This is a genomic window from Trichocoleus sp. FACHB-90 (assembly GCF_014695505.1).
GTDB lineage: Bacteria > Cyanobacteriota > Cyanobacteriia > Cyanobacteriales > FACHB-T130 > Funiculus > Funiculus sociatus.
Genome location: NZ_JACJOK010000073.1, coordinates 180,929 through 204,292, shown reverse-complemented (window position 1 = coordinate 204,292; position 23,364 = coordinate 180,929). Strand labels below are relative to the sequence as shown.

The following is a 23,364-nucleotide window of genomic DNA, read 5'->3' as shown; positions in this document are numbered from 1 at the left end:
ATTTCTTGACAAACTCAAAACTCAACATTCAACACTCAACATTGTTTAATCCCCAGTCGCGAATCAGCGCATTCACCTGTTCTGGCACCTCATCATGGGGACAATGACCCGCCCGCAGAAAATGCTCTGTCAGTTGAGGGTAGAATTTGCGAAACTTCTCTGACCTCTCTTTAGCATTTATCCAAGGGTCTGCTTCTCCCCAGAGCATTAACAACGGACAGCGCAGCTGCTGTAATAAAACATCAACTTTTTCGCCTTGGGAGGTTCTAAATACCGAGGCAAACACTTGCACAGCACCATCGTCACAGGAAGGACGATATATTTCGTCTATCAACTGCTCTGTAATCGCACTCTTGTCGAGATAAACTTTCTCTAGCGTATTGCGAATCACCGAGCGTTGCCGCACGTACTGAAACAGCAGAAAACTTGCCCACGGTTGCTGAAAAATTGATTGCGTTGCCTCACCCAGCACTTTTTGAAAGGGATGAGGTTCGGGGGCAGGATCTTTAACTGTAAACGGGCCAGCACTATTGAGCAATACTAAACCCGCCGCCTGCTCCGGACATTGAGCTGCCACACACAACGCCGCATAGCCGCCTAAAGAGTTCCCTGCCACTACAGCAGGTTGACCAATGACGCTGGTAATGAAATCATGCAGCTGGTCGCGCCATAAGTCACTGCTGTACTGCCATTCCGGTTTGGCGGAACGTCCGAAGCCTAGCAAGTCAATTGCCCAAACTTCAAAATCTTTACTAAGTCCAGTAATATTCTTGCGCCAATGGTCTGTGGAGGCACCAAAGCCATGAATCAATAACAGCGGTGGGCGTTCGGGGTGCCGTTGTCCCGCCTTCACATAATAAATGGACTGCCCTCGCCATTGCCAATAAGTGCCAGGGATGGGGGCAGTAGAAGCCGCTGGGGTTGCCTGCATTAGGATAATATTAAGTAATGTTAACTTCTTTATTTTAGCTTGGACGAAGGGTTTAGTGGTTTTGGGCATTGAGATAGCAGATTTTGCGAGTGTTGAGTAATATAAAAAAAGCAGCGATCAAATCTTAAAGTTTGCCTTGAATGATCCAACCCAGAAGCGGTAGTCGCAAGCTCGTTCGCAACGCTTACGCACTCTCTTCGCATCGCTGCTGGGGCAGAAAAAAGGAGATTTCAAGTAAAATTGCTGACTTGTAGATAACTGTAAATAACACAAAAGAGGGGAGAGCAGTGTCTGTCGAAACTGTAGAAAAGCGTTCAACAGTCCGTAAACTCGCGCCTCGTTATCGTGTGTTGCTCCATAATGATGACTTCAACCCAATGGAGTACGTGGTGCAGATATTGATAACGACGGTGCCAAATATCACGCAACCTCAGGCCGTCAGCATTATGATGGAAGCTCACACTAACGGGCTTGCCTTAGTAATTACCTGCGCCCAGGAACACGCGGAGTTTTATTGCGAAACTTTGAAAAATCACGGTCTGACCAGCACAATTGAACCAGACGAGTAGCGGCTTAAGAGGCAAAGGTTGTTTAAATTAAACCTCGTCCGTTTAGCCCAGTATCCAGCGCCCGTGCGGCTGGGCTTATTTGTCCTAAGCTTGCTCTCAATCTGGTTGCCTCTAGCAGCACCAATTTACATATTTGTCAAGGATAGTAACTTGGCCACTATCCTGACTATGGGGCTGTTGTTCGTCGAGTTTCTGTTGCTGCTGAGGTTTTGGGGTCAGAATGTCTATCAGCAGTCCAATTTGCTACGAAGCTATGGTTTGCAAGGAACCCGACGAAACGGATTAGAGATTTTATCTGGGCTTGGTGTTGGTGTGATTATTACCTTCAGTTTGTTTTGGCTGGAGGGGCTGTTGGGTTGGCTGGTTTGGCAAAGTCCCACAGTTGTTTTACCCAGGTTGGTTGTCGAAGGTTTAGCTAGCGCTTTGGGTATTGGTTTGGCAGAGGAATTGGTATTTCGGGGCTGGCTGCTGGATGAACTGGAACGGGATTATCGCCCTGGCGTAGTTCTATGGGCAGATGTTTTAATATTTGCCTTGCTGCACTTTCTGAAGCCGCCAGCGGAGATTTTGCGGACTTTACCTGGGTTTCCGGGGTTGATATTGTTTGGTTTAACGCTAGTGTGGGCGAAGCGTGGGAGCAAAGGTCGCCTCGGTTTATCGATTGGCCTGCACGCTGGTATGGTTTGGGGATATTACATCATTAATGTAGGGCAAATGGTGCAATATTCTGGTCGGGTTTCTGACTGGATTACTGGTGTTGATAAGAATCCTTTGGCTGGGGCGATGGGGTTGATGTTTTTGGGGGTTTTGGCGTTGTTGATGAGGATGCGATCGCGATCGCCAAAAATCTCCTCTTGAGCGATCGCGCTTTTCTGATAGCAAACATTCCCCGATAATTGTGTATTTTGTAACTTAACCGCACCCAAGTTGGTAATGCAGTTCCGCCGCTACTTTCATTAAAATTAGCACCGGAAATTTATACCAGAATTTATGCCAAGAAAGAGGTTAAAAAACCATTTGCGCCGCAGATGTACCAACCAAACACGCTCTTTCCAAATTCACTCCAGTCAAATTAACACCATCTAACTCAGCACAAAGCAGATTTGCTCCTGACAAATTAGCACCAGCGAGATTTGCACCCCTTAAGTCGGCTTCTTCCAAATTTGCATCAGTAAGCAAAGCACCTCGCAAATCTGCTTGACTCAAATCTGCACCTTGGAGATTAGCACCGCTCAAGTTTACGCCTCGCAAATCAGCACTGCGTAAATCTACCCCCTGCAAATTCACGCTCATCAAGTTAGCGCCGCTTAAGAAAGCACCAGCAAAAGACGCTTGAGTTAGCTTAGTTCCCATCAAATTCGCGCCCCGCAGGTTGCTTCCCCGCAAGTCAGCACCAGTTAAGTCAGCTTGCATCAAGTTAGCGCCCAACAAGTTAGCCCGCAAATCTGTCCCTGCTAAAAGACTCTCGATTAAATTAGCGCCATCTAGACGGGCGCGTTCTAAATTTGAGCCACTAAAATTTGTACCGACGAGATTAGCACCAGCGAGATTAATCCCCCGCAAATCGACGCTAGAGAGGTCTTCGTCTTCTAAATCTGCACCTGGTAGTTGCTTGAGTTTGCCTAAGCGAATTGCTTCGATGTCCATTGATTCCTATTTGAAGGATTGAAGGATTGAAGGATAGCTAATTGTTGTTTTAATACTATTAGCCATTAGCTTGATGTATTTTTACCTTTTGCCCTAATTTGCAACGCGGTTGGGTTGTGTAGTTGTACCGCTATACAAGTTAGCATCTAACAGCCACATTGCCGTTGTTACTTTAGTTGGGGTAACTGGTAGAATCAAACCCTGCTGCATACCCATGACTAACAGAGATAGAGTTTCAACAAGTTTGGGATCGAAGCGATCGCCTTGTTTTTGCCTGCACGCATCTAAAGCTTTGGACAAATTCTCTTCACTGTCAGGATGAGATTTTCTAGCTTTAGCTAATCGCCACTGAAAATCTGCTAATAGCGCTAAAATCCTCGATTCCAAGGGAATTTCATCCCCAGCTAACCCCGCAGGCGTTCCCATACCATTCCACCATTCAGACTGGTGAGTGACGATTTGAGCCACTGCCCGTAATTGTGGCATGGTTCGCAACGCTTGCGCCCCCTGCACCAAAGGACAAGTCAGGGGACAACTCGGTGCTTCATCGTCGTAACTCCTCGACATACTCGACATACTGGGTTCCAAAATACTTTCCGCCCCCTGCAAAGGATCGATGCGGTGCAGCAACCCCGCAAGGCGCAGACGCTTCATCTGCCAAGCAGGTAAGTCTAGAATCTGTCCCATCATTTCGGAGAGCGCCACGACTTCAGCAGCTGCCATTGGGTTAGTGACATCCGCCATATCCATCAGCTGCGCCATTCGTAGAAATGCTTGGACTTCGTTGGCAAGCAAGTTGCGATCCAGCGCTTGTTGGCGAGAACCTGTAGGGATATTTGAATGCTCGCCTGTAGATATGTCCTCTTGCCCATCTTGGAGATAATCTACCACGCGAGACACAACCGCGCTTAGCTGCTCTGGTGAACCTAAAGATGGATTAATTTTGTCTCTTGTGGCGAGTAGTTTTTTCTCAAGTTCTGGATCGTAGGGGGCGATGTGCGCGATCGCTAAATCTACTGTCTCTTTTACTAACTCTGGCTCAAATGTCCATAATCCATAAAATTTGCGCTCTAAGTCTGACGCTGGTTGTCCTGCTGTACCATAATCTTCCGCAGACAGTTCTTGACAAAGCACCATTGCTGTGTATGTAGGCGAAATTATGATCAGGTGCCATTCTTCAGCTACCGGATCGGCTGGATCTAAACCCACTAATGCCACGTTGGGCATCTGGCTGGTGGGGTGTTCTTTAAAACCCGCTTCCCCTGCCGCCATGATCACAATCTGACCCGCCTTTTGTGCTATTTCTCCATAGCGATCCGCTTCTTGCAGATACCATTTCCCCCGCTGGAAGGCTGCGATTACTAGAGGTAAACTGTCCTCAGTTAAAATGTGGTCTTCCAGGGCATGGCACAAGGATACTAGGGTGTTTTTGTAGTACACCCCAAATCTTATTGGTCTTTTGCCCGTTTTGTGGGCTGCTTCTAGCTGTTGGAGAATTGAGCCTTCTAACATGGTTTGGACTTTTGTTAAACTAACCGCTTCCGGCGCAGAGTGCGCTAAATATAGACAAAAGAGAGGGAGAGATTTTGAGGTTTTGTGGGGTGGGCAATATGCCTGCCCCAGTATATTTTAGGAGACTGTTGCCAGCTGTTTCGGCTTTGGCTCAATTGGTGCAGCCAGGGCTGATTCCAAGTCTGCACATCCAAGTCTTTGTTCTAAAATCTTCATAACTTCGCGTCCGAAGTCGTTGGGATTTTGTTGCCATGCTTGGAGGCAAACTTCACCGAAGAATGAGCCAAGGGGTTCTGGATTCCACAGCAGTTTTTTGGCTGTCCACGGCATTATGCTCATGGGGTTATATCCTGGCTTGAGGATATCATTTTTGAAAGCGTATTCTTCTAAATGGGTGTGCGGTTGCAGTCCTATAAAGAAGATGGCTGGTTCGACTTTATCTTCACCAAAAATTTTCTCTAGTTCCCGGTGATAGGCAACGGTTTGGCGAATAGTTTCATGAGTTTCGTCAATTACGTTAAATGAGTAATTGACAGATACTAGATCGTTGAATCCAGCTGCTTTTAAGTCGCGGCAGTTTTCTAATACTGTGCGGAGGTTATAGCCCATTCGCATTTTCCTCACCAGTTCCTGAGAACCGCTCGTGATGCCGATTTCAAAGTAGTTCATCCCTGTTTTCACCATCAGGTCGCATAATTCTGGTGTCAGGTTGTCTGCCCGAATGTAAGCTGCCCAATGTATATCTTTCATCCCGGCATCGATGATTTTTTGCAATAGTTCAACGGCATCGTCGATGAATTTCCGGGCTGGGATAAATTGAGCATCGGTAAACCAGAAGTTACGGATACCTCGGTTATAAAGTTGTTGCATTTCGGCTACAACTTCATCCGCTGGGTTGATGCGTACTTGCTTACCTTCGATGACGGTGTAAATGCAGTAGCAGCAGTTGTGCGGACAGCCGCGTTTTGTCTGCACGCCAACATAGAAATCTTCGTCTTGCAGGTAATATTGAAATTCAGGCCAGATGGTTTCGATGTAGTCGTAGTTGCAGGCGGTTTTTTCGATGGAAGTGGGGCTTTCGTGGATCATGCGATCGCGTGGCTTTGTCTCTCCCACCACATAACACCGTTCATCCCGGAATTCTTGCCCTCGAAGCATTTTTTCCAGCAACGCCTCGCCTTCACCTACTGAAACTATTGTCCCCGTTGGTAAGCTTTTACTCAGTTGTTCGTAAAACACGCTGACAGCACCGCCACCGACAACAGTTTGAGCGTTTGGGTTGTATTTCTGAGCGCGTTTCAGCCCCCGTTTAATTAATCCCTGGTTGCGCCAAAGTTCGGTGTAGTATGCCGTCGTCACTCGCAAGCCGCCCAATGCTCCCCGCAATCTCACTAAGGGATTTGGGGCATAGTAAAATTCAAAAGCGTTTTGCAGTGGGTTGCCACCTCTGCCTCCTACCGGCGCGTAAATCTGAATATCGCGCCAGGAATAGACTAACAGTGTTGGTTTGAATTCATCCACGCAGGTATCTAGCGCACTGGCGAAATCTAAAGGCGGTACTGTTCCCAAGTCAAATATCCGTTGTTGTACGTTTGGGAACAGTTTGTGTACGTGATCTGCTAAGTACACAACCCCAATTGGAAAGATGGGATTGCAGGGTAGGCGGACGTAGAGAATTCGATTTTCCATTATTTTTTCTTTGTATTCAGATTCACGACTATTCAAACTTGGCTAACGGATGCCGTCTAAGAAAGCTTCTCGCTTTCCCAGAACGTTCTCAAGAATTATTTTGACTAAGACTTGATCGAGATTTGAGCCATTTTTGGTATTTTTGCCTACTACAGCGGCTTAAGAAGCCATTTTTAGCCCAGTATCATCGGCTACAGCAGCACTATTGAGCTATTAAGTTTCTGAAATCTGTTTATATAACTTTACGATAACATTGAGTTCACAAGAGCGTAGCGCTAATTTTTGCTGTGTAGGCGAAAAAGGGGACTTGGGGGACAAGGAAGACAAGTCAAAAATCCAAAACTGGGATTTGTTGGGTTGGGGTTCCAAGGGCGCAGCCTACAACTTGGGAGAAAAAGCGTTGGTCTCGAATCCCAAGTCTCCCCCCTGCGGGATGCCGATTCATGCTTGCGATCGCAAGTTGCAATTTCTAAAAATTTAATGTTTTCTTTATATCTTGAGAAATAATTATGAGAAGAATACTCAGTTGGTAGTGGAGTTTACAGCAAACGGGGATCGCTCGGTGTTAACTTAATTAATGTAGTTTAATTCTAGTGGCGCAAAGCTGCTCGGCAGTTATGGCTCAAATACTTGATCCCCTCCCTTCTGGTAAAACCAATTACATTCTCTGCTGCTACGTCAATGCTACAAGCCACATTCAAATTGCTCGGATTAGTAACATTCCGAACTGGTACTTTGAGCGTGTTGTGTTTCCCGGACAACGCTTAGTGTTTGAAGGACTGCCAGAAGCACTTCTGGAAATTCATTCAGGCATGATGGCAAGTGCAATTATCTCAGATAACATACCGTGCGATCGCCTGTGTATCGACGAAAAAAAGGATTCTGATTTTAATAATAAAATTTTTGAACACAAAGAACAAACAGAGGATAACAAGCAAAAAGTGGCAGTTCAGAAAAAGAAAATCCTAGAAACCACTGAATCTTTAACAACCACTTCTATAGGGTAATAAGCTTGCAAAATTTGAGCGTTGCCAAGGGTTGTCGGTATCGACAGCCTTTTTTTTAGTCATTAGTCAAGTAAGAGTTGTAAGGTTGTCAAATTGAGATTTTATTAGGTTCTAACAACCTGACAACGTTCCAACGCCAACGAATAACTAATAATCAGCTAAAATATTAAGATAGTATGCGGAAACTGCTATATTTGGCGCTGGATGAGTTAAAGAGTGAATCTACCTTCCTTTATTTGGCTTTGGAAAATTGCTGCTTGGTCGATGGGTTTGTCACTCGTCGCCTATCTACTGCTGGGCGTAACTGGCATTTGGATGTTTAGGGCGCGTCAGCAAGAGCATTCCCGACCCCAATGGTTGCGACCTTTTCACTACACTACTGGCGCAATAATGGTGGGTTTGGTCTTGCTGCTGCTAGCCATTGGGATTGTAGGAACACTAGGTCATTATGGCAGCTTGGGTCACTCGGCGCATTTAATCGCTGGAGGGGCGGTGGTGGCGCTGGTGTTACTTTCAGCTGGGAGTGCTACTTTAATTAGCTCGAATCGAGCTTGGGCGCGTTCGGTTCATGTCGCAACTAATCTGGTTCTGCTGGTTGGATTCGTCTGGGTAACGCTGACAGGCTGGAGCGTTGTGCAAAAATATTTACCTTAGATTCTCATTTTTGTAACACTTAAATTTATACAAATAGATAGAGGCAAAGGTTTCACAAACCAGCTAATTCCTTAAAAACCAATTGCCATCCGCAACAAAAGCGCGATCGCACTTCTTCTATCTTCACCGAGCCATCTTTAGTTAACATGAAAATGTAGGCTTACCCCACCCTTCTAATGAGTAGTCCGTTCGTCGCCGTAATTCTAGTAATGCTTATTGCCGCCTTAGTAGGCAGCGCGGTAGGTTTACGATCTCCCCTTGGTAGCAATGGCAACGAAGTGATTCCTCCTAGGGCTGGAACATCAAATTCCACCGCTTCCCCTGCACCAGCAAGCAACGAAACTGCCCAAATTCCACAAACAACTCCACAAGCAACGCCATCTCCCACAGCAACGCCATCTCCCACAGCAACACCATCTCCCACAGCAACACCATCTCCCACAGCAACACCATCTCCCACTCGCACCGGGAGGAATACCACAGGTGGTGGCCCATATTATGATGATGAAGAGGAGCCACCAGTGCGGGCGTTGTGGTGATATTCCCTTGGAAAGCTTCAGGAGTATGTTGCTTCAGACGTAATTAATCGCGGCTGAAGCAATTGATATTGAAGATTCTAGGCGCTATTTTTAACAAAGGCACCTTTACACAATTTGCGATCGCGCTCAACTGCACCCTCTTCAAAGCAAGAGCCACTAAGTTTAACTAATAGCAATGTGCGCTCTTACTCGGCAGTAGAGCTGGGGGGTATCTCATCTAGCGCTGCATTATTGCCCTTGCACTGTCGTACCTTTTATAATTTTTATAATTTTTATACTTTTTCTGCACCCGAACATCGCCAAATAGGGAACGGGTGAAACGAGGAGACAGTCGCCCTGCTGTTTGGAAAATTGTGCCGTTTTCTAAACAAGTCATGAACAAGTAAAAATATCCTTGTTCATTTAAACTAATCTGTAAACCTACAAACAAAAAGTTACAAATGAAAGCAATTCAATTTTTTGAATATGGAAATAGTGATGTTTTGCGCCTAGAAGATATCTCTCTACCAGAGCCGAAATCAGAGGAAGTTTTAATCAAAATTCACGCTTGCGGAGTAAACTTTGCTGATACTTTAGTGCGGAAGAACCAATACATTTTCACTCCCAGCTTACCTTTCATACCTGGTTTTGAAGTAGCAGGAACAATTGAGAAATTGGGAACTGAAGTTACAGGTTTCTCTATAGGGCAGCGAGTGGTAGCTTTTATCTCTAATGGTGGCTACGCTGAATATGCAACTGCACCGCAGAATTTAACGGCAATTTTGCCAGAAGAAATAGAATTTGTTTCGGGAGCCGCAATTCAAATACAGGGGTTGACAGCATTTCATATGCTGAAAACAGTAGCTCAGCTGAAGCCCGGACAAAGTGTACTGGTTAATGCAGCGGCAGGGGGTGTAGGAAGTGTAGCCGTGCAGCTAGCGAAAATCTTCGGTGCTAGTCAGATAATTGCAACAGCAGGCTCACCTGAAAAGCTGGAATTTGCCCAATCTTTAGGCGCTAATACATTGGTAAATTATCGGGAACCTGACTGGCATGAACAGGTATTGCGTGCTACTGATGGCAAAGGCGTTGACGTGATTCTTGAAGCAGTGGGAGGCGAAATATTTCTCAAAAGTTTAGAATGTCTGGCTAACTTTGGTAAGTTGATTGTATACGGTTCCTCCAGCGGTAGTAGTGTTTTCGACCCAACAATTTTACTCACTAAAAATAAAACTGTTATTGGCTTTGGCTTGTACGGGTTTTTGGAAAATACTTTATATAATGAATCCTTGAATACGTTGTTTGAATATATCAAACAGGGAAAACTGAATGTACAGATAAGTGGTAGGTTTCCATTAGCAGAAGCCAGCAAAGTGCATCACTTAATTGAAAGCCGCAGCAGTCAAGGAAAATTTATCTTACAACCTTAGACAATCGGTAGGTTGCTAATATCTAGCCAACCTGAATAAATTTAGGATAATCTCACTTTTCCGCAAACATTATATGGCGGGTAAATTATCCAGATAAGCACAGTTAAGTTGGAGCGCCTAATTGAAGTTTTCTGTTTCACTCGCTTTTCTTAGGGATGTCCAACCTACGCAGGTTTTGGCTTTTTAGCTTTTCGTGAACAGTATTAATTGCTTAATCGTTTAAGGGTGTACGATTTGCAGCTTTTTACAATATCCGTAAGGCAGACAACTTATCTGGGGTAAGCAGGCTAAAAAAGGAGCGCTACGCGATTAATTAGGGAAGCATCGCAATTTTGTAAAAATGTCCGACGAGTAAAGTCGCGGCTAAATACACAAATCCTGCCAACGCAAACGCTTTGTTTGTCTAGCCGTAGGCTTCTAGCCTGTGCGCTTATATTTGCAAAAACGGGATGCTCCCATTAATTAGTGCGATCGCTCCACATTAAGCCCACATTAAGGAAGATTACTGAGATTATTTGCACTGTCAGTAATTAATATCAATAAATTTACTCTCAGTGAAATTTCGGATGACATAACTCTAATACAAAGTAATTATAAAGGTACGGGCAATCTAAAACTACATAAGTTTAAGAGACTGTGTGGAAATTTTGACTAAACCTTGAAGTTTGCTCGTTGTCAAATTCCGAGTCCTATTGTCAGGGTAAATAATGCAAATACTAGAGCGCACCTTACCTCCAGCAGAAGAAATTGTTCGCCTTTACGAACAGCAAACTCTTGCGGAACACCCGATTTTCCAAAGGCTTAAGCAAGAACCAGTCAATCTTACTGCGATTTGGATCTTCACCATGAATATGAATGTAGAAGGGGGAGTATCCAAAAATTTCGTGCGTTGGCTTGCCAATTTGGCTGCTCGGATAGATGACAATTATATGCGTAGTATCATTGCCAAACAGTTGAACGAGGAACTTGGCGAGGGAGACTTTTCTCGCATTCACAGCGTCATGCTACAGCGTATGGTTGATGGTCTGGAACCTTGGTGTTTAGGTGATTATACTGAAGAACTTCTGGCACCTGGTCGCGAATTCGGTCAACGCGGTGAAAAGCTTTTCTTCATCCAAGATCCTTACGAAGGACTTGGGGGTTTTATTGCTAGTGAAGTCAGCGCACTGCAAATTGACCAATGTTTGGGGCAGGAAATTCGCAGACAAAATGCGATCGCATCTGAGAAACTGACTTGGATTATCCTTCACGAAGAACTTGAAGTCGATCATGTTGGAGAAGTTGTTGAACTTGCTCGTTTAGTACCGACTTCCGGAGAAAAGTTAGAAGCTGTATGGCGAGGCGCACAAGAGATGCGGGATGCAATCATAGCTTTCTTAGATGGGGTTTACCGCGTTTCTTTTCCTTAGATTTCATGCACACAATTTTATAATTCAGTAGTAATAGTGAGAAGATAGGAGGCGATAGTTGCAAATTCGCTTCCTATTTTTTATGCAATTTATAAAATTTTTCTTTGAGATAGCGATCGCGCTCTTCATTTCGGGAATTCTAAATAAAGACCTAACTTGAGGAATTAAATAGAGAATAGAATAGTGCATAAGTTTTTCCACAGGGAGCTTCCAGAAGCTAGTAATATTTATCTTGCCAAAAAAGATATGTTTAGATATAATAATGCACTAATATATAGTAGATTCCTAATTTCAGAGTGCTACATTCATGGGGTGCATAAAATATAGCCGCCCCAAATTTTTGTACGTTGATGGCATGACAATAAATATGATTCTGTCACTTGTTTATCCAAACAAGTTAAGTCAAATGGGTGAGTATGCGATCGCTTAACTTTCATATCAATAATAATCGCGTCTTTTTTATTAACAACAAGAACAGATTTTAATTAAATTTGCAGTATCAAGTGATACAAAATGGTTCCAACTGATAACAAAAACTGAGCTGGAGTTCCTAATGACAAATCTTACAAATGAGCTATTGCACCCTAAAAAATTAAAAGGTGAAATAATAGCACCCAAAGAAACGGAAGCGTTATCGCCTGAAGACAAAGAGCGTTTGGAGCTGGCTGTTACAGGGTCTAAAGATGGAGTGTGGGACTGGAATCTCGAAACCAACCAAGTCTTTTTTTCAGCTTCTTGGAAAAGGATGCTTGGCTTCTTGGAACATGAATTTCCTAATAACTTTGACGAGTGGAAAAAAAGCCTGCATCCCGACGATTGCGAACGGGTATTAGGCACCCTCCAAGCTCATTTGGATGGAATAAATCCTTATTACGAATCAGAACACCGCTTACGACACAAGGATGGCTCTTATCGGTGGGTTATTTCTCGCGGTAGCTTGTTTCGAGATGCACTGGGAAAGCCTTATCGTATAGCTGGTTTGAATACTGAAATCACTAGCCGTAAGCATTCGGAGCAAGCACTGCGGGAAAGCCAAAAGCAGCTACAAGATATTATCGATAACTCCACAGCAGTTATTTACGTTAAAGACACTGAGGGCAAATATACTCTGATTAACAGCCGATTTGAAACCTTATCCAACATCACCAGAGAGCAGATAAAAGGTAAGACTGACTACAATATAATTGACAAAGAGGCAGCTGATATAGTTACAGCAAATGATCAAGAAGTATTGAAAGCTGGAAGTGAAATTTCCTGGGAAGAAAATATTATTCACGAAGACGGCTTACATACCTACATTTCACTCAAGTTTCCTTTATATGATTCTGCTGGTTTTGCATATGCAGTCTGCGGTATTTCTACTGATATTACCGAGCGCAAACTTGCCGAAGAAGCAATGCAAAAATCGGAAAGCCAGTTGAGAGAAAAAACAAACCAGCTGGAGCAAACCTTGCAAAAATTGCAACATACACAAGGTCAATTAATTCAAACTGAAAAAATGTCCAGTTTGGGTCAATTGGTTGCTGGTGTGGCCCATGAAGTTAACAATCCTGTCAACTTTATCTACGGTAATCTGGTTCACGCCAATCAATATGCTCAAGATTTGCTAAACCTCCTGCAACTGTATGCTAAGCACTATCCCCATCCGGTTCCTGAGATTCAAGAGGAAATTGAAATTATCGACCTTGAATTTCTCATGGAAGATTTACCCAAGATGCTGTCTTCGATGAAAATGGGAGCTGACCGCATTCGCCAAATTGTTCTATCTCTACGCAACTTTTCCCGCTTGGATGAAGCGGAAATGAAGATAGTTGACATTCACGAAGGATTAGATAGCACTTTATTAATTTTGCAGAATCGGCTGAAAGAGAAAGCCGGACATCCGGCGATTCAAGTCATTAAAGAGTATGGCAATTTGCCCAGCATAGATTGTTATGCTGGACAGATGAACCAGGTATTTATGAATATTCTCAATAATGCGATTGATGCTGTGGAAGCGTCAGTTGTCAGTTGTCAGTCCTCCAGCAAGGAACAACGGACAACTGACAGCAGACAACCACCTACTATCTGGATTCAGACTGAGGTTTTGAACGCTGAACGGGTGGTAATAAAAATAAAAGACAATGGGCTAGGAATGACGGAAGATGTTAGAAACCGTCTTTTTGACCCTTTCTTCACGACTAAGCCAGTTGGTCAAGGTACAGGTTTGGGACTATCTATCAGCTACCAAATTGTTATTGAAAAGCATGGTGGAGTGTTGAAGTGTTTTTCAGAACCAGAGCAAGGAACTGAGTTTTGGATTGAAATTCCAGTTCGATGCTCTCAGTAACTTTTTGATAATTCATGACGAGAAAATATCAAAAACTTGATTTCAGTTTTGCATCCACAAGCGATTGAAGATGCCACAGCAATGTTTCTAACTCGGATGCTGTGTCAGCCGCTTCCTGAATCTGCTTCTGGAAAGCTAGTTGTTCCAGCTTTTCTGCACAAAGCCGCATCTGTTTTACGCCGACGTTAGCGCTGGCACCTTTGATGTGGTGGGCTTCTTGCTGAATGCTGGTAAAGTCATTAATAGCGATCGCTCTTTTCCCGATCTCTATATGACTCTGAACTTCCTCAACAAACATTTGCAAAAGTTCCATCTCGAACTCCTCGCTACCCTCAGAGAGATGATGCAAATGCTCCCAGTCAATTAAATTTGGCAAATTTTCACTTTTTTCAGGTGTGACAACATCCGCATTGCTGGGATTTACCTTGGGATTTAGCTTCTGAAAAATCTCTTGTTTCCAATGCTCAAGCCGTCCGGCTAACTGTTCCCGCGATACAGGCTTGCTGAGATAGTCATCCATCCCAGCATTGAGACACCGTTCTCGGTCTTGCTTCATCGCGTTAGCCGTCAGAGCAATGATCGCAGTGCGACGAAAACCATTTTGTTGCCACCGCCGAATCTCTCGCGTTGCCTCATAACCGTCAAGGATGGGCATTTGGCAGTCCATCAAAATTAAGTCGTAGGGAATTTTTGCTAATAAATCCAAGACTTCTTGACCATTGGCAGCGACATCAGCTTCGTAACCTAAAGTTCCTAGCTGCTTGAGTGCCACTTTTTGATTAATCAGGTTGTCCTCAGCTAGGAGAATTCTTAATTTTTTCTCTGTTGTCCCTTGTTTGTTGTTCGTTGGTAGGGATGTACTGCTATGCGCCCCTATTGCCAGTTGTTTATGGCCTGTTGCAGAAAAGTCCGGAGTTTTTAGTGCTAGGTCATTAGCTAATAACTGTGTAACCGCGACCTCTTGCTTCTCTAAGATGTTTAGGATGATATCTAATAAACGAGATGGCTTGACTGGCTTAATCAAATGGGCGGCAAATCCTGCCTGTGTTGCCCGTTGTGCCTCTCCCCGCCCGTCAGCGGAAGTCAGCATAATTAAGGGTAATTTAGCGAAGGTGGGATTTGCTTTGATTCTTTCTCCTAAGGTGATGCCGTCAATTACAGGCATCTGCATATCAATCACAGCAACGTCATAGGGCATTCCCCATTCCACAGACTCCTGCAAAGCTTTGATGGCGGTAGCTGCACCATCCGCCTCATCTACTTGCATCCCCCAGTTCGCCGCTTGGGAGCGGACAACTTTGCGGTTAGTGGCATTGTCATCCACAACTAACAGCCGCCGCCCCATAAGACTTGTAGAAGATGGAAGGGTTGCGATTGGTTTACTCTGGGTTGTGAAGGGAATGGTAAACCAAAACTTGCTGCCTCCTCCAGGCTGACTCTCAACGCCAATTTCTCCTCCCATGAGGGTAACAAGCTGTTTGCAGATGGCTAACCCTAAGCCAGTACCGCCATACTTGCGGGTGGCGGAGGAGTCTACCTGAGAAAAGGGTTGAAACAGTTCGTTTTGGTCTTCTGTGGCAATGCCAATTCCGGTATCGGTTACAGAAAAGCGGATGGTGGCTGGGGTGGGGGCTTCTGATTGGAGTTCTGCCCGCACGACTATTTCCCCGATGCTGGTAAACTTAATGCTGTTGCCAATCAGGTTGGTGAGAATTTGCCGCAGACGACCGACATCGCCCTGAAGTTGGGTGGGAACATTGCGGTAGATTAAGGCGGCAATTTCCAACCCCTTAGCATGGGCTTGGGGAGCGAGTAAGTCTAATACTTCTTCGACACAGGTGGAAAGGTCAAAGTCTAGAACTTCAAGATCCATCTCGCCAGCCTCCAGTTTAGACAAGTCCAAAATTTCATTAATTAAGCACAAAAGCGCATCTCCGCTGATGCGAATCGTTTCCACAAAATCCTTTTGTTCTGGGTTCAAGGGGGTGTCTAAAAGCAGCCCGGTCATTCCCAGGACGGCGTTCATGGGGGTGCGGATTTCGTGGCTCATATTTGCCAAAAAGGTACTTTTGGCATGGCTTGCTAATTCGGCTTGCCGACGGGCGATTTCTAGCTCTTGACGCTGGCGGGTTTCTTCTTCTAAGAGTTGGGACTGAGCTAGGGCAATGCTAAGTTGGTCGGCTAGTTGTTGTAAAAGATCAATTTCAAAGCTAGACCATTTTCGGGGGCGGGCGCATTGGTGGGCAATTAGCAGTCCCCAGAGTTCATCTTTTTGCAAGATGGGTACGACAAGATTGGCTTTGACTTGAAATTTTTGCAGTAGTTCGAGATGGCAAGGTTGGATGTCAGAATCTTCTAAGTCTGCGATCGCGCGAATTCTTCCCTGACGATATAAAGGGTAGTAATCTGCTTGAAAGCAATTGTCGGCGATATCTTGCCCCAAGATCGCAGAGCAGCCAGGAACTACGTCCTCGGTTACGACTTTTCCAGTTTTATCTGTCCAAAGCCGATAAATCACTACTCGGTCGGCTTGCAGGGATTGTCGCACTTCGCTGACTGTGGTTTGGAGAATTTCTTCTAGTTGTAAGGACTGGCGGATTTTTAGGGTGATTTCCGCGAAGATTTGACTTCGCAAATTCTGCCGTCTGACTTCTTCTTGTGCTTGTTTGCGCTCTATCCACAGTGCAATCTCGTCGGCGGCAAATTCTAAGGCTTTGAGAACAAATTCGCTGAGCGGTTGGCGGGAAAACATTGCCAGCACGCCCACTAGAGTTCCCGTGACTATGAGGGGATATCCAGCAAAGGCGACTATTCCCTCCTGAATTGCCCAATCTTGATCGCCTAGAAGAGGATCGTGGATGACGTAATTGGTCAAGTAGGGTTTGCCACTTTTAGCGATCGCGCCTATTTGTGATTTGCCAACAATAACACGGCTAGAGAAACTATCAATTTGTACGTCTATCCCAGCACTGGCTTGCAGTTTCAGGACGTTTTCTTCCCGGTTGAGTGTCCAGATCCGAGCTGAGGCTGCATCCAGATGCTGTACCATTGCTTCGCTAGAGCGGTGCAAAATGCCTGCAAACGTGTCGCTCTGGGCGAGGGCAGAATCGATATCGGCACGAAAGTTGGCAAGCCGGGCGCTTAGAGCCAGTGATTCTTCTTGGCGCTTTCTCTCGCTGACGTCTCGCGTCACTTTGGAGAAGCCGCACACAAGTCCTGCTTGATCGTGTAATGGGGTGACTACAACATTTGCCCAAAACCGCGTTCTATCTTTCCGGATGCGCCAGCCTTCTGATTCAAAACGACCGTTGGCGATCGCTATCTCTAATTCTTGTTGTACTTTACTTTCCTGGTTTTCTCCAGGCTCATAAAGAAAACTAACGTGCTTACCAATGGCTTCTTCGGTGCTGAAACCACTAATACGTTCTGCTCCCGCATTCCAACTGACGATGTGTCCGGTGGTGTCGAGCATATAGATTGCATAATCTTTAACTCCATCTACCAATAACCGGAAAGACTCTTCGCTTGTTCGCAACTTGTCCTGCGACTGCTTGCGCTCAGTAATATCGGTATGGGAACCCGCCATGCGAGAGGGTTTGCCGTTGGCATCTCTTCGCAATAATGCACGAGCTAGAATCCAGCGATAGGTGCCATCTTTATGCAGCAAGCGGTGTTCTAATTCGTAATATGGTGTTAAGCCCTCGAAATGAGCTTGAATGGTTGCAAGAGCGCGATCGCGATCTTCGGGGTGCAGGCGTGCTTCCCACTCAGAAAAATTATTTTCGATTTCATGCTCTGTAAAACCCAGCATACTTTTCCAAGCAGGCGAGAAATAAACTTGATTAGTTTCAATATCCCAATCCCATAATCCGTCTCTGGAGCCTTGGACTGATATCTCGTAGCGTTCTTTACTCTTACGCAACTGCTCCTGTAGCTGTATCAAATCGCGATTATTTCGCCGCAAGTTTATCTGCGTCATTACTTGGCGACCCAGGGCTTCTAATGCCAGCCTCTGTTCGGGATTCAAATCTCGCGCTACAGAGTCTATTACACATAAGGTTCCTATTGGCAATCCCTCTGGTGTTGTCAGATTAGTACCCGCGTAAAATCTGATGTTGGGGTCGTTGGTCACTAGGGGATTATCAGCAAACCGCGAGTCGCGGGTTGCATCCTGAATCACGAATAGTTCGGTTTGCAGGATAGCATGGGCGCAAAATGCAATATCGCGGGAAGTTTCTGGTGCTGTTAGACCAAATTTTGATTTAAACCACTGCCGATCTGTATCAACTAAGCTGACTACAGCAATTGGTGTGCCGCAGATGTATGCCGCTAACCGTGTGAGATCGTCAAATGCTTCTTCGGCCTCTGTGTCGAGGATTTCATACTGCCGCAGCGCTTCTATCCGTTCTTGTTCGTTATCTGGTAAAGGTGCTTTCATTTCTCTTGCTCTGATGATGGCATCTTCATTTGTACTGGTGTAGTGAAAACGCGCGATATTATAAAGTTACTGAAATAAAGAGCGGCCGCCCTCAGAAAAGCTACCTAATAGCACCTTCAAGCGGGCTGGTTCCTATTTTTTAGATCCTAATCCCCCATAAAAATACCTAATAAACGGAAACTTCTATCTTAAAATTTGGGGCGCTTGAGCTTGGTGGACTAATTGGGAAGAGTTCTTGGCAGGGGGTGAGAGTCCGAGAAAAGAGATTTTCATGTTTTGTTGTGCGCGATCGCGTTTGGGTGTCTATCTTGAAAGTGGTGAGTCCAGTGTAAATAAGGAAGCACTTATGTTGCTTTACAAGAAGAGGGGTAATACCACTTGCTGTTATACGTGCAACACTTCAATTTCTGAAACTACCTACGGGTAAGATTTTCAAAATCTAAAATCATCGGAGGCCAACAAACTCCTTCGCCGGGAGCAAAATCTAAAATCCAAAATGGTATAAGGGCAAGGAGTGTTCTCATGCTCTTCCATGCTTTGTTGCCAGCACAGTTTATGGGCATCTTACTTTTAATTTATATAAAAATAGTGTAAATGTAGGTGCCATAGAAATTTATTCTAAAAATTAATTTTTTTTGCCATGCTAGTAAAGAAACGTTAGATGCCAAGTTTCTACACGCGGAGCAAAAACAGGTAAGTTAATAAATTAACCACAATAATAAATATTAAATCCTGCCATTTTATGTAAAATATTATACAACCCATATCGGCATATTGCCCATATCAAGAGTTAAATTCTTAAACATTTATATGACAAAGCATACAGCCATAAAAATTCTGTTAGTAGAAGATAGCCTTGTGAGCCGAAAGGTTGTCCTAAAACAGTTAAAAAAGTTAGGCTATGAAGCCAATGTAGCCGCGAATGGTCAAGAAGCCTTATGGATGATATCACAAGTTAATTATGAGCTTGTGCTAATCGATTGTCAGATGCCAGTGCTAGACGGTTATGAAACGACTAAAAGAATTCGTCATTTAGAAGGTGCGAAGCGAAAGATAATTGCGATCGCTATGACTGCGAATGGAACGACAGCCAACCGAACAAAATGTCTGAGTGTTGGCATGGATGATTGCCTGATTAAGCCTGTTAGTGAAGAAGAATTAGCCGCTAAGTTAGAAACTTGGATTGGGGTAATTTTTAAAAATAAACAAGAGTTGGCATTCCAATTGCCAGAGGCAATTAAAGATATCCCTACGACTGCTATCGTCACAGATGAGTCAAACGCAAATCTGTTGGTGGATTTAAACCGATTAAACGATATAGCTCTTGGCGATAGGGTATTGCAGAGAGAAATATTACAAGCTTTTGTGCAAGACACCCAAAATAATTTAGTAACTGTAAAAACAGCACTATTGGCCAATGATTTTGTAACTATAGCGCATAGTGCTCATCAAATTAGGGGTGCCAGTGCAAATGTAGGTGTCAAACACCTGCAATTTCTAGCCGGTCAGTTAGAACTTCAAGCTCAACAAGAAATGCCAGAGGCAGCTAGTCAGTTATTGCACAAAATAGAAAATTATTTGCAACGTATCCAATCTTTTTTGGATAAAATAATTGAGTGTGAAAATATGGACCCTGAAACTCCATTAATTATTCCTGCCGATAAAACTGTAAGGATGCAGGTCGGCTCTATGGCAAGAATTTTAATTATTGATGACGATCCGAGCGTTCGATTAGTAATAAAGAATTCTCTTCAGCTTATGGGGCACGAGGTCACGGTAGCCAGTGATGGTGAAGAGGGATTAATGAAAGCACACTCAGAACGCCCTCATCTAATTATCTGCGATTGGATGATGCCAGTAATAAATGGGCTAGAAGTGTGTCGCCAGGTCAAATCAGATCCAGAATTATCGCTGGCATTTTTTATTTTACTAACGATTCGTGGCGATATAAAAGACAGAGTTGAGGGTTTAGATACAGGAGCAGATGAGTATCTACCAAAGCCGATTGATATGAGTGAATTGCGGGCAAGAGTGGGAGCTGGATTGCGGTTGCAACGGTTAACGCAAGAATTGAGCGAAACTAATCAGGCACTCAGACAAGTGAATCAGCAACTGACGGCGCGGACTGAATTATTAGAATCTCTCTCTCTGACAGATCAGCTAACGGGTGTGTTGAATCGCCGCGCAATGGATCAAGCATTGCCTCATATGCTGCGACAGGTAGGCAACCGCGATGCTAATACTCGCTATCGCTATTTGTGTTTATTTCTGCTCGATGTAGATCATTTTAAGCGGATTAATGATACTTATGGTCACACGGTGGGAGACTGTGTGCTGCAAGCGATCGCTGCCAGATTACAATCTTCTTCCCGCCCTTCAAGTTTGCTGTATCGCTATGGTGGCGAAGAGTTTGTCTGCATCACGCTGGGTTTAAGTATGCAAGCTGCTTTAGAATATGGCGAATCTTTGCGCGGATGTGTAGCTAACGCTCCCTTCAAAATTTCTGACGACCTAGTTTTATCAATTACTATCAGTATCGGCGGCGCGATCGCCAGCGCCGTAAATTTAGTTGACTCTAAAGAGCTATTACATCAAGCGGATCAAGCGCTTTATAAAGCTAAACATGAAGGTAGAAATTGCCTGAAAATATTTTCAGCGTGGGAAAATATGTTTGATTTAGACCATGTTTAAAGGGTACTCTGGGCATTATCGTGTCCATTCAATACCAAGCACCCATAAACGTCACTGCATCAAGAAAAAGCAAAATAAAACTGTTAACAAATAGTGTGAATTTCAGTTTTACCTCACTAAATAATACCTATAATCAAGACACTAATCTCTAATTATAATAGAACACAATAAATACTAATGTTGAGTAAATTCAAGCTTGACACCAAGTTTACCTTATTTCTATCCCTAGTTTTTATCTGTAAAATTGTCGTTAGTGGGGCTGCTTTGTCTAAGGAACTTGAGCAGACCAAGCAAGAGATGAGACTATACAACTACTCAAATCAGTTCTTTGTTAGCGCCAAGTGCGGAAGCTAAACCAGTGTTCATTCCTGAAATAATCCTTAGTTATTCTGTTAGAGAAATTTTTTAAATTTTCCGGCAGAAAGAAGAATACAAAGAGTTATTCTACAAGAATGCTACGCTGAATCCGACGAATTTGCCAGATAAAGCAGATGACTTTGAGGCGAAATCTTAGAGCGATATTGCAATAGACCAAAAACTAAAGAAATCTCAGGTTTTCGTTCTTAGTTTGGCAAACAAGTATTTTACAAGGCTCTACCTGTTGCTATAGGGTTTCTCAGTTGGGTGGAAGATATCGCGGTTGTTTTGTTTTCGTCACCTTGGTAAGGACATGGCATTGCCATGTCCCTACAGACGTATGGCACCCAACCCTTGAATTGCTATATTAAACAAAAAAGTTGTCACTGAGGCAAAGATCCAAAGAATCTGGTGCATCAGGCGATGCTCCCATTGTTGAGAATTAACCGATTGATTACTATTGGGGCTGTGGTGAGTAGGAGTTTTTAATGGAAGTGGGAGAGATAGTGCGCGATCGCATTCAGTAAGAATATTTGCATGATGCTAGCAGGAAAAAACGGAGATATCCCATGACTGCACCAATTCAACTTCTGACTAAAGAAGAGATTTTTTACCCAGATAGCGATGGTCAACCGATGGCTGATAATACCAAGCAGTTTGATTATATTGTGAAAATCAAACTTGGGATAGATGCTTTATTTAAAAGCGATAAAAGTGTTTTTGTAGCAGGCGATTTGCTCTGGTATCCAGTCGAGGGAGATAATAAAATTCGCCAAGCACCTGATGTGATGATAGTGTTTGGTAGACCGAAGGGCGATCGCGGTTCTTATAGACAGTGGTTAGAGGATAATATTCCCCCTCAAGTTGTCTTTGAGATCCTTTCCCCTGGGAATCGCAAAGCAGAAATGCTGAGGAAGTTCAGGTTTTACGAACGCTATGGAGTTGAAGAATATTATATCTATGACCCGGATGACGGCGATTTAGCTGGTTGGTTGCATTCTGATGAAGGATTCGATGAGATTGAGTCAATGGTGGGTTGGGTGAGTCCTCGTTTAGGGATACGCTTTGAAATTAAGTCAGGCGCGTTAGAACTCTATCGTCCCGATGGACAGAAATTTTTGTCTTATGTGGAATTAGAAACGCAAAGAGAATTAGCGCAGCAACAAGCCGAAACGGAGAGAAAAGAAAAAGAATTGGCTCAAGCTAGAGTAGAGCAGTTGGCAGAAAGATTACGGTCAATGGGTATTAATCCTGATGAGGTTTCAGGGTAGCGATCGCATCCTTCCAAAAAATTTGTGGCTCTGGCTACCGCTCAAATTGACAACCAAATGTCTGATGAGCGGCAACCAGAGCCACAATTTAAGCTTGCAGGTGCAAGTAATTTAAGAAACTAGGGTCTTACCCTTAGCGCTTGTTGCGATTAGGCACTTTGTTCAGGTAGTCAATACTAAACGCTGACACGCCTTGAGCGTAATTGCGCTTGGTGCTGACTGAAATTGCCATATCGCGGTACTTGCGGGGGTCGCCTTCTGGTAGTTGCTGATCCTGGTACTTGCGGGTGTAGATTTTCTCCAGCGTAAAGCGCCAGTCGGTCTTGACAGTGCCAGCTGTTTCGCGGAAGTCTTCGCCGTAGCGAGGAGTCACCAAGTTAAACGGACGACCTTCCATTCGCTTGCGCTGGTAGGGAACGGTGAAATCCCCAAAAGCATCGATATACTCTTGGCTGTCAAGCAAGGCATCCACAAAGCCGCTGAAACCCAAGGTAGCAATTTTAATTGACCAAGCGATTTCTTCGTCTTTGTTATAAGCGGCGCGACCTAAGAAGCGCTTCAGGCAGATGTCTACAAGGCGATAGTTATTATTGACCGAGACAACGATGCGGTAAAATGCTTCAGATTTCGCCAATCCTCGGATGAATTCGCGCACATTGACATTGCCATTTTTCAGCAGAGATTCTAGCTGAATTTGACGGTTGAATCTGAGGACTTCATGTTCACTGAAGATTTGGCGATAAGCTGCCCAAATCAAATCTTGCATTTCTGCCGGAGAATTGGCATCTTCCAGGCGATAAATGTAAGGGGTATCTTCGTTAAGATCCGCCTTTCCAAAGCTTTTGACCCGTTGATTTTGGGTTGTTGGTTTGTATTCAAGTAATGGCAGTGCCATTTAAAAATCTCCTGCTT

General features: G+C 44.2%; 17 protein-coding genes. 11 read left to right on the top strand and 6 right to left on the bottom strand.

Annotated features, from left to right (window positions below; genetic code table 11):
- Positions 1-28: 28 nt before the first annotated feature.
- Positions 29-931, bottom strand: coding sequence for an alpha/beta fold hydrolase (locus H6F74_RS22245; RefSeq protein ID WP_190444355.1), 903 nt, complete (start codon positions 929-931; stop codon positions 29-31).
- 287 nt (positions 932-1,218) lie between these two features.
- Here H6F74_RS22245 and clpS point away from each other — a divergent pair, with 287 nt between their 5' ends.
- Together clpS and H6F74_RS22235 are read left to right on the top strand one after the other, a co-directional pair.
- On the top strand, positions 1,219-1,500 hold the full coding sequence (clpS, locus tag H6F74_RS22240; protein WP_190424767.1) for an ATP-dependent Clp protease adapter ClpS: 282 nt from the start codon (positions 1,219-1,221) through the stop codon (positions 1,498-1,500).
- 18 nt (positions 1,501-1,518) lie between these two features.
- On the top strand, positions 1,519-2,358 hold the full coding sequence (locus tag H6F74_RS22235; protein WP_199301497.1) for a type II CAAX endopeptidase family protein: 840 nt from the start codon (positions 1,519-1,521) through the stop codon (positions 2,356-2,358).
- Positions 2,359-2,505: 147 nt separating this feature from the next.
- Here H6F74_RS22235 and H6F74_RS22230 read toward each other — a convergent pair whose 3' ends face one another.
- From H6F74_RS22230 to H6F74_RS22220, 3 genes are all read right to left on the bottom strand, one after another.
- A complete protein-coding gene (locus H6F74_RS22230) occupies positions 2,506-3,147 on the bottom strand; it encodes a pentapeptide repeat-containing protein (protein WP_190444327.1) in 642 nt (213 codons plus the stop codon).
- 93 nt (positions 3,148-3,240) lie between these two features.
- The gene (locus H6F74_RS22225) at positions 3,241-4,659 is read right to left on the bottom strand and encodes a DICT sensory domain-containing protein (RefSeq protein WP_190444326.1); all 1,419 of its coding nucleotides are present in this window, start codon (positions 4,657-4,659) and stop codon (positions 3,241-3,243) included.
- 117 nt (positions 4,660-4,776) lie between these two features.
- Complete coding sequence (locus H6F74_RS22220) at positions 4,777-6,348, bottom strand: photosystem II high light acclimation radical SAM protein (protein WP_190444325.1); 1,572 nt, start codon at positions 6,346-6,348, stop codon at positions 4,777-4,779.
- A 253-nt stretch (positions 6,349-6,601) separates the two neighbouring features.
- Here H6F74_RS22220 and H6F74_RS22215 point away from each other — a divergent pair, with 253 nt between their 5' ends.
- From H6F74_RS22215 to H6F74_RS22185, 7 genes are all read left to right on the top strand, one after another.
- Positions 6,602-6,829: a hypothetical protein gene (locus H6F74_RS22215; RefSeq protein ID WP_190444324.1), complete on the top strand. Its 228-nt coding sequence runs from the start codon at positions 6,602-6,604 to the stop codon at positions 6,827-6,829.
- A 136-nt stretch (positions 6,830-6,965) separates the two neighbouring features.
- Positions 6,966-7,355 carry a DUF1830 domain-containing protein gene (locus H6F74_RS22210; protein WP_190444323.1) on the top strand — a complete coding sequence of 130 codons (390 nt, stop codon included), beginning with the start codon at positions 6,966-6,968 and terminating at the stop codon, positions 7,353-7,355.
- 216 nt (positions 7,356-7,571) lie between these two features.
- Positions 7,572-8,009, top strand: coding sequence for a DUF4079 family protein (locus H6F74_RS22205; protein ID WP_190444322.1), 438 nt, complete (start codon positions 7,572-7,574; stop codon positions 8,007-8,009).
- A gap of 176 nt (positions 8,010-8,185) precedes the next feature.
- Positions 8,186-8,548 carry a hypothetical protein gene (locus H6F74_RS22200; protein ID WP_190444321.1) on the top strand — a complete coding sequence of 121 codons (363 nt, stop codon included), beginning with the start codon at positions 8,186-8,188 and terminating at the stop codon, positions 8,546-8,548.
- A gap of 440 nt (positions 8,549-8,988) precedes the next feature.
- Complete coding sequence (locus H6F74_RS22195; RefSeq protein WP_190444320.1) at positions 8,989-9,957, top strand: NADPH:quinone oxidoreductase family protein; 969 nt, start codon at positions 8,989-8,991, stop codon at positions 9,955-9,957.
- A gap of 707 nt (positions 9,958-10,664) precedes the next feature.
- Positions 10,665-11,366, top strand: coding sequence for an iron-containing redox enzyme family protein (locus H6F74_RS22190; protein ID WP_190444319.1), 702 nt, complete (start codon positions 10,665-10,667; stop codon positions 11,364-11,366).
- Positions 11,367-11,919: 553 nt separating this feature from the next.
- Complete coding sequence (locus H6F74_RS22185) at positions 11,920-13,695, top strand: PAS domain-containing protein (protein ID WP_190444318.1); 1,776 nt, start codon at positions 11,920-11,922, stop codon at positions 13,693-13,695.
- Between the two features lie 28 nt (positions 13,696-13,723).
- Here H6F74_RS22185 and H6F74_RS22180 read toward each other — a convergent pair whose 3' ends face one another.
- Positions 13,724-18,133, bottom strand: a complete 4,410-nt coding sequence (locus tag H6F74_RS22180) for a GAF domain-containing protein (RefSeq protein WP_190444317.1) — start codon at positions 18,131-18,133, stop codon at positions 13,724-13,726.
- Between the two features lie 810 nt (positions 18,134-18,943).
- On the opposite strand from H6F74_RS22180, the gene H6F74_RS22175 reads away from it, so the two are divergent.
- Positions 18,944-20,824 (top strand): response regulator, encoded by a 1,881-nt coding sequence (locus tag H6F74_RS22175; protein WP_190444316.1) that lies wholly within the window; start codon positions 18,944-18,946, stop codon positions 20,822-20,824.
- Positions 20,825-21,750: 926 nt separating this feature from the next.
- On the top strand, positions 21,751-22,452 hold the full coding sequence (locus H6F74_RS22170) for a Uma2 family endonuclease (RefSeq protein WP_190444315.1): 702 nt from the start codon (positions 21,751-21,753) through the stop codon (positions 22,450-22,452).
- A gap of 133 nt (positions 22,453-22,585) precedes the next feature.
- On the opposite strand, the gene H6F74_RS22165 is transcribed toward H6F74_RS22170, so the two are convergent.
- Entirely contained in the window at positions 22,586-23,347 is a 762-nt protein-coding gene (locus H6F74_RS22165) for a phycobilisome rod-core linker polypeptide (protein WP_190444314.1), read from the bottom strand.
- Positions 23,348-23,364: the final 17 nt, after the last annotated feature.